This window comes from Bacillus sp. FSL K6-1145, from assembly GCF_038003425.1.
GTDB classification, from domain to species: Bacteria; Bacillota; Bacilli; order Bacillales; family Bacillaceae; genus Bacillus; species Bacillus pumilus.
The window spans coordinates 1,807,295-1,819,834 of record NZ_JBBOPC010000001.1; the positions used below are offsets into that span (position 1 = coordinate 1,807,295).

Consider the following 12,540-nt stretch of genomic DNA (forward strand, 5'->3'; position numbering starts at 1 on the left):
TTCATTGACAAGGTCAATTTTACCAACACAAAGTTTGTCATTAAATAGGAATAAAGATACAAAAAAGTACTTAATATGTAATGAACCGTGTTTTATTAGAACGCTTTAGCTCCGCTATCGTCAGTAATCATTAAGACGCGATTTTTAAACCATCCTTTAATTAAAATCATTTGAGATGTTCCATTGTAAACAAGGTTATAGAGCACTTCCATGGTAAGAAGAGGCCACTAATTGAGCCAATTATAATCTTCGCTACCTTATTTGAACAACTTATAGAAAAGCACACCCGCAACAGTGTGCTTTCTTACGATTTAGACTTAAGCAATTGCAACTCTTGATCCATAATATCTGCTGCTTCGGTAATAAATTGAATAATTAAGTCTAATTCTTCTCGTTTGTATTCGTTTGTGAGCAGTTTTGTTGATGCTGATAAGGATCGAAAGAGTTCTTTTACCTGTGATTTCCCTGCTGTTAATGGAACGATGATGACTCTTCGTTTGTCTTTTGGGTCCTTTTCTCTTTTGGCGTAGCCCGCTTTTTCAAGGCGGTCAATCAGAGCTGTGACCGCACCTGAGCTAAGACCTGTTTTTTCACTTAATTCTCCTGCTGTGAGAGGACCGAGTTCGTTTAATAAATCGGCTGATTTGAGGTCTGTTGGGAAAAGGCCAAGCGATTGTGCGGCCGCTTGGTGGAATAAAACCGTTCGTGTGGCGAGGCGCCTCATTGTATGGATGATCAGGTCTGCTCTGTCTTCTGCGTCGTTCTTTATTGACAACTTGTTCTCCTCCCTTTAAAATCAATTTATCTTGATCATCAAGATAAATGTTCTCTTACTTTATATTTAAGTTGATCATAGCAAAAATAAGGAGAGAACGTAAGCAGGAGGTAAATGAAATGAATCATGTGGATAAAGGCAAGGCATCCACTCGCTTAGTTGTCATCGGTTTGCTGTTAGGAATTTTTATGGCGGCGATGGACAATACCATTGTTGCAACAGCAATGGGAAGCATCGTAGCAGATTTGGGCAGTTTTGATAAATTTGCTTGGGTGACGGCTTCTTATATGGTGGCAGTAATGGCTGGAATGCCGATTTACGGAAAGCTTTCTGATATGTATGGTCGAAAGCGTTTTTTTCTGTTTGGACTTATTTTCTTTTTAATTGGATCTGCGCTTTGCGGTATCGCACAAACGATGGATCAGCTCATTATTTACCGAGCCATTCAAGGGCTTGGAGGCGGTGCCCTTCTTCCGATCGCGTTTACGATCATCTTTGATATCTTCCCGCCTGAAAAACGCGGGAAAATGTCCGGTATGTTTGGTGCAGTGTTTGGTTTATCGAGTGTACTAGGACCACTATTAGGAGCTATTATCACAGATTCAATCGGCTGGCATTGGGTTTTCTATATTAACGTGCCAATTGGTATTGTTAGTGTGTTCTTGATCGCCAGATACTATCATGAATCCCTAGAACATCGCAAGCAGAAAATTGACTGGTCAGGTGCTATTACACTTGTCGTGGCGGTTGTCAGCTTGATGTTCGCTCTTGAGCTTGGCGGTAAATCCTATGCATGGGATTCAGTGCAAATCCTCACACTTTTTGCCGTGTTTGTTGTGTTTGGTACCATCTTCTTTATTGTTGAGCGTAAAGCGGAGGAACCGATTATTTCATTTTGGATGTTTAAAAATCGTTTATTTGCGACATCTCAAATTTTGGCGTTTTTATATGGCGGAACATTTATTATTCTTGCCGTCTTCATTCCTATTTTCGTCCAGGCGGTGTACGGTGAATCAGCGACAAGTGCAGGATTCATTTTAACACCGATGATGATAGGGTCTGTCATTGGCAGTATGATTGGCGGAACGATGCAGACGAAAGTGCCTTTCAGACGTCTTATGGCGATCTCTGTCATTTCATTTTTCGCGGGGATGCTGCTGCTTGCCAATATGTCACCAGATACAGCTAGACTGTGGCTCACAATCTTTATGATGATATCAGGTTTTGGCGTCGGCTTCAGCTTCTCCCTTCTGCCGTCAGCTTCAATGAATGATCTTGCCCCTCGTTACCGAGGCAGTGCAAACTCGACCAATTCATTTATGAGATCACTTGGAATGACACTTGGTGTCACGATTTTTGGGACGATTCAAACCAATGTCCTATCGAATCGCTTAGCAGATGCCTTTAGCGGAATGAAAGGAGCCCCTTCTCAAATAGGCGATCCACAGGCCATTTTCCAAGAAGGTGCCCGTTCACAAATTCCGCCTGATATTTTAAATAAAGTCATCGATGCGATGTCACAAAGTATCACGTACGTATTTTTGATTGCGTTATTTCCTATTGCCCTTGCAGCGATTACGGTCCTGTTTATGGGAAATGCACGGGTACGCACATCAAATGAAATGAAAGAAAGCGAATAATGTGAAAAAGCAGAGCTTAAGCGGCTCTGCTTTTTTGTTTCACTGATATAGAGGATGGGCTTTGCCCTCACTGCCAACGATCCGTATTTTCGATGTGACCATATCTTTTGCTGCTTGTTTAGCTTTTTGTAAATACATACGTGGATCTAAGCTTTCCGGTTCGTTTGAGAAATGATCACGGATGGCTTCAGAGTACGCATTTTTTAATTCAGTTGAGACATTGACCTTTGCCATACCAAGTGCCACACATCGTCTGACGTCTTCATCTGGTACAGCGGAACCGCCGTGCAGTACAAGGGGAACATCGACCAGTGATGCAATTTGTTCAATGCGGTCAAAATCAATATCCGGAACCCCTTTATAAATGCCATGTGCGGTACCAATTGCAGGTGCTAAAGTTGGTACCCCAGTTTCTTCTACAAATTGACGGCATTCTGATGGAATGGCTTTTTCAGCATCCTTTTCATCGACGACGATATCATCTTCGACGCCGCCTACCTTGCCTAATTCTGCTTCAACGTTCACCCCTACTTTTAATGCGAGGTCCACCACTTCTTTTGTGCGGCGAACATTTTCTTCATATGAATGCATCGATGCATCGATCATGACGGATGTATATCCCGCCCTGATACAGGTGAGAATCACATCAAAATCCGTACAGTGATCGAGGTGCAGACCGATTGGGATTTGATATTGATCAGCCGCCGCTTTGACTGTATCTGCAATCGCTTTTGCTCCAAGAGATTGAACGGTTCCAACCGTTGTTTGCAAAATGACAGGTGACTTTAATTCTGCGGCCGTTTCGAGCACCCAATAAATGCTGTCAAAGGAATGTACATTGAATGCAACGATTCCGTATTTTTCTTTTTTCGCAGTCTCAAGCATTGGTGTTGTGGATAGTAAAGGCATGATCAAACATCCTCTCTCGTTAAAATATCTGTTTCTAATACAGTTAGCATCTCTTCATTTGTTCTTGTTTCCAGTAGCTTTTGTCGTTTCGCTTCATCCATTAATCCTCGTGAAAGGGCAGAAAGAGCCTTTAGATGAGTGGTCCCTGCTTCACTTTTGGGGATCAGTAAGGATAAGAAGAAAAAGCATGGCTTCCCATCAAAAGCGTCCCATTCAATGCCTGTTTCCGTGCGGACGATCACGAGTGCTGGTTTTGTGATGGCGTCTGTTTGTGTATGCGGAATCGCAAATCCATCTTGAAATCCAGTTGTGCTCAGTGCTTCTCTTTCCGCTAAGCCTTTTTTAACATCCTCTGGTGATGTACAAATACCTGCTTTGTAGGCAATATCAGCAATGGCTGCGAAAACGCCAGCCTGTGACGACGCGGTTTCATGAAGATTCATATAAATATGTTCCATCATTTCTCTTCCTCCCTATTAAACTGCGGGTTTGTCTATTTTTTTACGATAAAGTCCGTATAGAATGGCACCTACAAGTGATCCGATCAGTATGGATAGTACCCACTGGAATGCGCCTGTGACGACTGGAAGGACAAGGAACCCGCCATGCGGAGCTGGAACCTGTACGCCAAAGAGATACGTCAATATAGCAGAGATGGCGGAGCCAAACATGATAATTGGCAGGACAACGATCGGGTTCTTTGCCGCAAATGGGATGGCCCCTTCTGTTATATGTGTCGCTCCTAGAATATAGTTGATGGCCCCTGCATTTCGTTCCTGCGGTGTGAAATGTTTTCGGAAAATCGTTGTGGCAATCGCAATGATAAGCGGTGGTGTGATACATGCTGCTGACACACCTGCCATGAAGTAAAGGTTACCTTCTGCAAGTAAAGCCGTTCCTGTGACATAGGCTGCTTTGTTAAAAGGTCCTCCCATATCAAATCCACACATCGCTCCAACAATTAAACCTAAGAGCAGCGGATTCGTGGATTGAACAGCTGAGAGAAAATCCATTAATGAATTATTTAGCCCTGTGATTGGAACTAATAGTGGTGTCATCACAGCCCCAATTAAGAAAATACCGATGACAGGATAGATGAAGATTGATTTTAATCCGTCAAGTGATGCAGGTAATTTTTGAAGCAGGAATTGAAGGAGTACGATGATATACCCTGCTGCAAAACCTGCGATAATACCACCTAAGAATCCAGCGCCTCCATCGTTTGCAAGCAGGCCGCCGATAAATCCGACAACCATCCCTGGGCGTCTGGCGATTGAATCAGCGATAAATGCTGCTAAAATAGGCACCATTAAGCTAAAGCTGAGTCCACCAATGCTTTTCAAATAGGCTGCAAACGGATGATACGTTTCATGCTTAGGATCAGCTGAGTAAATACCGAATAGAAAAGATAAAGCAATTAAGACCCCGCCTCCAACAACAAATGGAAGCATGTGTGATACACCGTTCATTAAATGTTTGTAGATGGTGTGTATCCACTTATTCGCCGACTTATGTTGAGCTGGTGAAGAAGAAGCAGATGTTTTTTCTGTTCCAGAAGCTCTTCCTTTCACTTGATGAACGGGTGCTTCTCCATTGATAATGCCCTGGATCAGTTCATTTGGCGTGCGGATACCCTTCGCTACAGGGACTTCAATCAGTGGTTTGCCGTGAAAACGATCTGTATTCACATCTTTGTCAGCTGCGACAATGACCCCATCGGCCTCCAGAATGTCTTGATCGGTTAAAGCGTTTTCAATTCCTACTTGACCGTGCGTTTCAACTTTGATGTCGACCCCTAGTTGCTCAGCAGCTATTTTTAATGCTTCAGCTGCCATAAATGTGTGTGCAATGCCTGTTGGACAGCCAGTTGCAGCGACAATTTTTTTGCGGCTCATGTCTATTCCCCCTTATATCTTGTCAATGTGTACTTGATCAATTAATGAATGAATGTCATGTAAATCACTTAAGCCTTTAGAAAATGCAGTAGATGCCCCTGTTGCAATGCCGTAACGTAAGCACTCTTCAGGTGAATGACCCTCAAGCTGTTTACTAAGAAAGGCTGCGAGCATCGCATCTCCAGAGCAAGCTGTATTTACTACAGTGCCTGTCGGTGCGTTTCCTTTTAAGACGGCGTCTTTTGTAATGAACAAAGCCCCTTCTCCCCCGCGGGAAATAAGCACTTGCTCTGCACCCATCTCAATGAGCTTTTCTCCTGATTGAATGAGTTCTTTTTCTGACATAGGCTGTGTTTTGCCGAAAAAAGCAGCGATTTCTTCTTCATTCGGTTTTAATAAATACGGCTTGTATTGAAGCGTCTCAAGAACTGCTGCGGAGCTTGTGTCTAAAATAAACTTGACGTTGTGCTGATGACAAATAGCTGCTACTTCTGAAAAAATGCTGGCTGGTACGCCCTTTGGCAGGCTGCCTGACATGATCAGGATGTCCCCCTGCGGAATGGCCGCTATTTTTTCACGAAAGGCGTGAAGTGCTTTTTCTTCAATCGCAGGTCCCTGGTTCACGAGCTTGTATTCTTCTGTCGTATTAATAAAAACATTAATGCGTGTAATTCCTTCAACTGAGATAAAATCGGTTTGAATGGAAAGGTCCTTTAAGGATTGTTCAATATAAGAGCCTGAAAACCCAGCAATAAATCCTAATGCAGTGCTGGTGAATCCATATTTCTTTAGCATAATGGAGACATTGACTCCCTTGCCGTTCGGCTGATAATCTTCATCTTCCGTGCGGTTGACTGCATTTGCCTTCATTTCTTTTAATGCAATATATAGGTCAATAGCAGGATTTAAGGTGCAGGTATAAATCAATTGGTTTCACCTTCTTTCTTTTCTCTAAAGAAAGTATCTCATACGCAGGAGTGAAAATGTTTTCAGATTGTGTAAAGGTTTTCATGATAAAAAGCCTTCTAGATCAAAGTCTCGAAGGCTTCTTTATCGGTTATTTCATTCGAATCACGTAGGCATCTAGTAAAATGCGGGCAATGACATGAAGAGACAGGCGCGATCTGACCTCATAATCTGGGAAGAAAGATTGTTCGCCTTTATATCCGACTAGAGTCATATCTGATATTTTACTTAATGTAGAATCTATTCTTGTGGTGACGGTAATGGTCGTGACTTGCTTCATGCTAAGGTTTTGACAAGCTTCAACGAGCTCTGCTGTTTCGCCATTTAATGAAACAAAGATCGCAAGTTCGTTTTTACCGATGTCTCTCGATTTCAGCCGAATGATATTCGGATCGTCATGTACTTCGCATGTTTTTCCGATGAGCTGTAATTTGATGGTCATTTCTTTGGCAATCATCTCTGAGAAGCCTCTGCCGAAAATATAAATTTTGTCCGCATTATGTATTTTTTGAACGGCATCTTCAATTTGCCCAATACTTTGCAGCTGGATCGTCTTTAAAACCTCTTCTTCATTTTTCCGAATCGCTAGTTTAATGTCTTCATCAATGTTTTTGAGCTGATCACTTGCATCGGTCATTTTCTTTTCTTGTTTCAATCGATATTTAAAGGATGTATAGCCGTTGTAGCCGATTTTTTTCATCAGCCTGACAATTGTGGCTGTCGACACATTGGCTCTTTCACTTAATGTGACGATGGATAAGGTGGAGATATCCTCTAAATGCTGGTGAATATAGTTGAGTAAATAACGTTCTGTTTCACTTAACGTTTGATACACTTCGGTTGGAATGTTAAATAGTGGTTCATTCAATTTGATTCCCCCTTACTCATTTCATACTATAATTAAATGCCCAATAAAAACAAGTTGATTCTTTTGTCATGTATTTTGTTAAAAAGCCAAAATGAGTGAAATTTCATTTTTGACATACACTAAGGAAAAGTTGTGTCTGTGTGAAAGGAGCTGATCATGATGCTTCATCTTTTGTTTTATCTCATCCTTCTTTATGTCGTCTATGTATTTTTGACCGCATTTGTTTTGTTTTATTTACCGATACGAAAAACATGCAAAGAACATTGCATTTATAAAGCCTCTTCTATTTCAGGAGACGATCAGGGGACAAATCAAGTGATGCTTCTTGACGACGGGTTTGAATCTGGTCAGGTGAGGATTCAAATGATTCGTGAGGCAAAGAAGATGATCCGTCTCAGTTACTATTCCATTCAAAAGGGAAAAACAGCCGAATGGATACTAGGTGCTTTAATTGAAGCAGCTGATCGAGGTGTGAAAGTGCAGCTGTTGTTAGATGGCATCTGTCACAGTTTGCGCGGTCCGCTAAAGCATTTGCGCTATGCGGTAGCAAATCATCCGAACATGTCTATTCGTTTTTATGAGCCCTTTCGTTTGTTCAAGCCTTGGACGTGGCATAATCGGCTACACGATAAGCTGCTACTAGCAGATGGCCGAGTGGCTGTGATGGGCGGAAGAAATATCGGTGATAAATACTTTGCAGACCAGCCGCCGAAAGACTTTGCTTTTGACCGTGATGTGCTGCTCTATAACCCCAAAAAGGGAAAAGTATTAGATGAAATGGAGCAATATTTCGTTTATCTGTGGAATCATGATTTCACAAAAAGAACAAAAGCTGTGTTCTCTAAGCCAAAAGCGAAAAAAGGGTTAAAGCTAAGAAAACAGCTGCTCAGATCCTATCAAGAAGCCATGCGCACGAAAGAACCTTTTGTGATGTCCTCATTTGATTGGGCAGCAGATACCACTTCTGTGAAACAGATTGCCTTTTTCACAAATCCTGTGGAACGCTTTAATAAGCGACCACTTGTGCTGAAAAAACTGAACGATCTTGCGCACCGGGCAAAGCGTTCTGTGCTCATCCAGACGCCTTATGTCATCCCAACGCGCCCAATGAAAGCCGGACTCACTCCCTTACCTAGTGATATCCAGACGACCGTGGTGACGAATTCACTTACGGCGACGCCAAATCCATTAGCCTTTGCCGGGTATTTAAGCACAAAAAAGGAGCTGATGAAAACAGGCGTTCATTTGTATGAATATGAAGGCCCGTATTCCATTCATGCGAAATCAATGGTGATTGATGATTACCTGAGTATTATTGGGACATATAACTTAGATGCGAGGTCTAGTTTTTTAAACACGGAGTCGATTTTGGTCATTGACAGTGCCCCGTTTGCGTTATCACTTACGCAAGCAATTGAACGAAAAATCGCCTATAGTTATCTCGTTGCTAAAGATCGAACTGTCTACCAGACGAGCGCTTATGGACAGAAAAAAAAGCCTTTGATGAAAAGGCTCCTTTTAAATGGATTATCCGCAATAACAGTTTTATGGCGTCGATTGATATAAAGTAGGGCAGCTACTCTTGTGGCAGCCCTTTTTCTTGCGTTTGATCTTTTTCTGCAGACTCCAATTTGGTCAATTTAAACACCAAGATCCCTGCCACAATCACAATAACACCTAAAAGTTTTGTCAAAGAGAATTCTACTTTTTCTAAGCCAAGCCAGCCAAGCGAATCAAACAAAAGAGCGCAGCCAAGCTGTGACGTGAGGACAATCGAAATGCCATAAGTCGGTCCAAGCCGTTTGATACCTTGAACAAGACAAATGACCACTCCTACCCCAATAGCCCCGCTGATCCAGTACCACGCTTCCATATGTCTTAATCGAAACATGCCAGTTCCCTCTAGTAAGAGCCCCATCAGGAGTGAAGCAATAAAGCCCATTCCAAGAACGAGGGTGGTAGTTGACCAAGAGCCTGTCTGCTCATTGACCTTACTGTTAAAAATGGTTTGTAAGCTGACGAGTGCGCCAGCCGTGATGGCTAATACTATTCCTATGATCATATATAAATCCCTTCATTTCCTCTATTCATAAATGTTGTGCTCTGCTATTTCTAGGAGCCCTTTGCGGTCACAAATCGTAATCTTTCCTCTCTGCCTTTCTATCAGTCCTTTTTCACAGAATTGCTGAATGACTCGGTTAATATGACGGTAGCTTGTACCGATTAAGCTTGCCGCATCAGTGAGACGAAGGGCGCTCGCGCTGTTGTCATCTGTGACAACAGACAATAAGTAGCTTGCAAGCCTGACCTCCACAGGATATAACAGGTGGAAACTCAAATCGTTTGATTTTGTATAAAATTTGTTTGTGATCCCTTTTAGCAGAAAGGTTAGCATGCGCGGGTCATCCTTCGCATGGCGCATGAGCGCTTGATGAGAAACCCTTAACATATGTACTTCTGTGACTGCTTCGACTGTATTGACCATATCCGTCTGCTGAACGTATTCGATATCTCCAATCGCTTCAAGGGGATGTTTAAAGCTAAGAATAAAGGTTTTCCCTTCCTTTGTGGTCGTGAAAATCTTTAATTTTCCTTTCACTAACAAGTACAGGTACTCCCTCTTATCCCCTTTTGAACAAACGAGCTCCCCTTGCTCATAGCGCCACAAACTCACGTGTGATATGAGCTTTTGATGAAAGACACTTTCTAATTGATGTGCCTTCATATATGAGGCAAAAAGAGATTCATCATGAAGCTCCTCCATCTGATGCCCTCCTTTATAGTTTTAAAATGATCACCCCTGTGACCATCAATAAAATTCCTGCGTAATGAGGCCATTTCATTTTCTTTTTCTGAACACCAAACCATCCTTTTGCATCGATTGCAAAGGTAAAAGCAAGCTGTGCAATCAGTAATGCTGCGATAGTGAGTGTCACACCGATGATTTGAATCGCGGTGACTTCATTAAAAATAATAATCGCTGCAAATGTGCCGCCAATTAAATAAAGCGGCTGCACCTTTCGATATTCCCTGAAGTGTCCGTCTCGTACGACGAGTAAAATGACGAGCGAGATGATAAAGCCGGTCAGCTGCGTGATGGTGGCTGCCTGCCATGTGCCAATATCCTGGCTAATTCTTGCATTGGCTACGCCTTGTAGTGTAATACAAGCGCCTCCTAATAAAGCGAAAATAACACCTTTCATTCGTTCAAAAGCTCCTTCTTTTTTCAGTCTAGTTCCATTAAATGATACATGTCTGCCGGTTGAAAAGGACATATGTCCCACTTTGCGTATTATATCAGAAACTTTTTCTTTTGCAGTTTGTTCGTTTTAGATTTTTCACAGTGGGTACAGTTTTATATAAGCTGAAAACAGAATATTGAATGAATCATATACAAAAAGGAGTCATGTCAGAATGAGAAATCAAGAGAAACATTTTATTAACGGAGAATGGATTGCATCAACAGGAAACGAAACGACGGAGGTCATCAACCCTGCGACCGAGGAAGTCATTGGCACCATTAGCTTAGGAACAAAAGAAGATTTAGATAAGGCAGTGAAAGCAGCTCGTGCCGCCTTCCCTTCTTTCTCCAAAACATCTCGAAATGACCGAGTGAAGATGCTGGAAAACATTGTGCGCGGCTACGAAAAACGCAAAGATGAACTTGTAGAAGTGATGACACAAGAGCTCGGTGCACCGCTAAAAGTATCCGAAGAAGTTCATTACAAAATGGGCTATGAACATTTTTCTAAAGCAGCGGAAGCACTTAAATCTTATACATTTACAGAGGACCGCGGCGGACATACCATTATAAAAGAAGCGATTGGCGTCAGCGGATTGATTACACCGTGGAACTTCCCAACGAATCAGACATCTCTTAAAATCGCAGGTGCCATTGCGGCAGGCTCACCAGTTGTCTTAAAGCCAGCGGAAATTACACCATTTGCAGCGATGATTCTTGCAGAAATTATGGATGAAGCTGGTGTACCGAAAGGAGTCTTCAACTTAGTAAACGGAACGGGTGACGTGATTGGTGACGGCATTAGCTCACATCCTGATATTGACTTTGTTTCATTTACCGGATCAGGTGCCGTTGGCTCTAAAATTATGGAAAACGCGGCGGACAATGTGAAGAAAGTGGCTCTTGAGCTTGGCGGGAAATCCCCTCTTATCGTCTTAGATGATGCAGATGTGGATGTAGCAGCAGAAACCGCTGTTCATCATATTGCGATGAATACAGGTCAAGTGTGTTCTGCAGCTACGCGTGTGCTTATTCCAGAATCAATGAAAGACAAGTTTGAAAAAGCGCTGCTGAACGCCCTGCCGAAGTTTACAGTGGGTGATCCGAGAGAAGATCACGCTACAGGCCCGCTTGTATCTAAGAAGCAATGGGATACCGTGCAATCTTATATTGAAAAAGGAATCGAAGAAGGTGCTACCCTTCTTGCAGGGGGAACTGGAAAGCCGGACGGAATCCATAAAGGATATTTCGCCAAGCATACCATTTTCACCAATGTGAAAAATGATATGACCATTGCGCAAGAAGAAATCTTTGGACCAGTCATGAGTGTTATCACGTATCAGGACCTGGATCATGCCCTTGAGATCGCCAATGATACAGTGTATGGCCTTGCTGGGTATGTTGTTGGAAAAGATGATAAAACATTAAAATATGTCGCTGAACATATTCGTGCTGGCCAAATCACCATTAACAATGCCGAAACAGATTACTTTGCCCCATTTGGCGGCTTCAAGCAATCAGGTATCGGAAGAGAATGGGGAGACTTCGGCATCGAGGAATATTTAGAAGTGAAAGCTGTGATGGGGTTACCAACTGCATAAATCGAGAAGGGGGGAAAACTCTAGGGTTTTTCTCCCCTTTTTATTTAGTAAGAACCCATTTCGAATTTTAAGAACTGCTTACTACTCTCTTATTTATTCTTATCCATAATGATTTTGTATTTTTCGACGGTTGCTTTTGGAGGAAACGATTCTTGTAACTCATCAAACCAAATCTCAATCGTTTGCCCCTGTGACAGCTCTTTAGAATCTACTTTCGTTAAATCGATAATGATGAGATCATCTTTATACTTATCAATAAGTAGATGAGTATTCAACGAATCATCGCTTTTTAGAGGCGTTTTATTGTTTATAAGAAGTAAACTCGTCTCCTCTTTACATAGCAGTATGCCTTTTTTTGAAAAAGGTGCTGTTGTTTTATTCTGATTGTATGAATCCTTTATATTTCCCTTCGGAGAATTGCACGCTACTAATAAAATGAGAAAAATCAAGATGACAAGCCGAAAACATTTTATTTTTTTAAACTTTAGCTGTATCAAATTTCATTCACCCCTTTTCAATTCTTTGCATCGCTTCTTCATGCTAGCATTCTTAGAACAAAACGACCCATTTTTCTTAAGATGCTTTATACAGTTAAACTGATTCACCCTCAAGTTCATTTACCTTGTAAAGGTATTAGAAATCTTA

General features: G+C 42.0%; 12 protein-coding genes and 1 pseudogene. 3 read left to right on the forward strand and 10 right to left on the reverse strand.

Annotated elements, in window-relative coordinates; translation table 11 throughout:
* Window positions 1-304 precede the first annotated feature (304 nt).
* Complete coding sequence (locus MHH41_RS09000; RefSeq protein ID WP_226805343.1) at window positions 305-724, reverse strand: MarR family winged helix-turn-helix transcriptional regulator; 420 nt, start codon at window positions 722-724, stop codon at window positions 305-307.
* Window positions 725-894: 170 nt separating this feature from the next.
* On the opposite strand from MHH41_RS09000, the pseudogene MHH41_RS09005 reads away from it, so the two are divergent.
* A pseudogene (locus MHH41_RS09005) lies at window positions 895-2,461 on the forward strand (MDR family MFS transporter).
* Here MHH41_RS09005 and MHH41_RS09010 read toward each other — a convergent pair.
* From MHH41_RS09010 to MHH41_RS09030, 5 genes are all read right to left on the reverse strand, one after another.
* Complete coding sequence (locus tag MHH41_RS09010; protein WP_003210866.1) at window positions 2,455-3,324, reverse strand: class II fructose-bisphosphate aldolase; 870 nt, start codon at window positions 3,322-3,324, stop codon at window positions 2,455-2,457. The pseudogene MHH41_RS09005 and the gene MHH41_RS09010 sit on opposite strands and share 7 nt — an antisense overlap.
* A 2-nt stretch (window positions 3,325-3,326) precedes the next feature.
* Window positions 3,327-3,785 carry a PTS sugar transporter subunit IIA gene (locus MHH41_RS09015; protein WP_003211874.1) on the reverse strand — a complete coding sequence of 153 codons (459 nt, stop codon included), beginning with the start codon at window positions 3,783-3,785 and terminating at the stop codon, window positions 3,327-3,329.
* Between the two features lie 15 nt (window positions 3,786-3,800).
* Window positions 3,801-5,219 carry a PTS fructose transporter subunit IIC gene (locus MHH41_RS09020; protein ID WP_340866176.1) on the reverse strand — a complete coding sequence of 473 codons (1,419 nt, stop codon included), beginning with the start codon at window positions 5,217-5,219 and terminating at the stop codon, window positions 3,801-3,803.
* A gap of 12 nt (window positions 5,220-5,231) precedes the next feature.
* Window positions 5,232-6,146, reverse strand: a complete 915-nt coding sequence (pfkB, locus tag MHH41_RS09025) for a 1-phosphofructokinase (RefSeq protein WP_340866177.1) — start codon at window positions 6,144-6,146, stop codon at window positions 5,232-5,234.
* A 130-nt stretch (window positions 6,147-6,276) separates the two neighbouring features.
* Window positions 6,277-7,053, reverse strand: a complete 777-nt coding sequence (locus MHH41_RS09030; protein WP_061408067.1) for a MurR/RpiR family transcriptional regulator — start codon at window positions 7,051-7,053, stop codon at window positions 6,277-6,279.
* A gap of 159 nt (window positions 7,054-7,212) precedes the next feature.
* Here MHH41_RS09030 and MHH41_RS09035 point away from each other — a divergent pair, with 159 nt between their 5' ends.
* On the forward strand, window positions 7,213-8,619 hold the full coding sequence (locus MHH41_RS09035) for a phospholipase D-like domain-containing protein (RefSeq protein ID WP_340866671.1): 1,407 nt from the start codon (window positions 7,213-7,215) through the stop codon (window positions 8,617-8,619).
* A gap of 10 nt (window positions 8,620-8,629) precedes the next feature.
* Here the strand turns inward: MHH41_RS09035 and MHH41_RS09040 are convergent, their stop codons facing one another.
* The 3 genes from MHH41_RS09040 to MHH41_RS09050 are packed head-to-tail and all read right to left on the reverse strand — an operon-like array spanning window position 8,630 to window position 10,256.
* The gene (locus MHH41_RS09040) at window positions 8,630-9,115 is read right to left on the reverse strand and encodes a DMT family transporter (protein ID WP_284907619.1); all 486 of its coding nucleotides are present in this window, start codon (window positions 9,113-9,115) and stop codon (window positions 8,630-8,632) included.
* Window positions 9,116-9,136: 21 nt separating this feature from the next.
* Window positions 9,137-9,817 carry a Crp/Fnr family transcriptional regulator gene (locus MHH41_RS09045; RefSeq protein ID WP_335364022.1) on the reverse strand — a complete coding sequence of 227 codons (681 nt, stop codon included), beginning with the start codon at window positions 9,815-9,817 and terminating at the stop codon, window positions 9,137-9,139.
* 13 nt (window positions 9,818-9,830) lie between these two features.
* Window positions 9,831-10,256, reverse strand: a complete 426-nt coding sequence (locus MHH41_RS09050) for a DMT family transporter (protein ID WP_284907622.1) — start codon at window positions 10,254-10,256, stop codon at window positions 9,831-9,833.
* A gap of 211 nt (window positions 10,257-10,467) precedes the next feature.
* Between MHH41_RS09050 and MHH41_RS09055 the strand changes: the two genes are divergently transcribed.
* Window positions 10,468-11,895: an aldehyde dehydrogenase family protein gene (locus MHH41_RS09055; RefSeq protein ID WP_284907624.1), complete on the forward strand. Its 1,428-nt coding sequence runs from the start codon at window positions 10,468-10,470 to the stop codon at window positions 11,893-11,895.
* A gap of 89 nt (window positions 11,896-11,984) precedes the next feature.
* Here the strand turns inward: MHH41_RS09055 and MHH41_RS09060 are convergent, their stop codons facing one another.
* Window positions 11,985-12,392 carry a DUF3221 domain-containing protein gene (locus tag MHH41_RS09060; RefSeq protein WP_050944841.1) on the reverse strand — a complete coding sequence of 136 codons (408 nt, stop codon included), beginning with the start codon at window positions 12,390-12,392 and terminating at the stop codon, window positions 11,985-11,987.
* Window positions 12,393-12,540 lie beyond the last annotated feature (148 nt).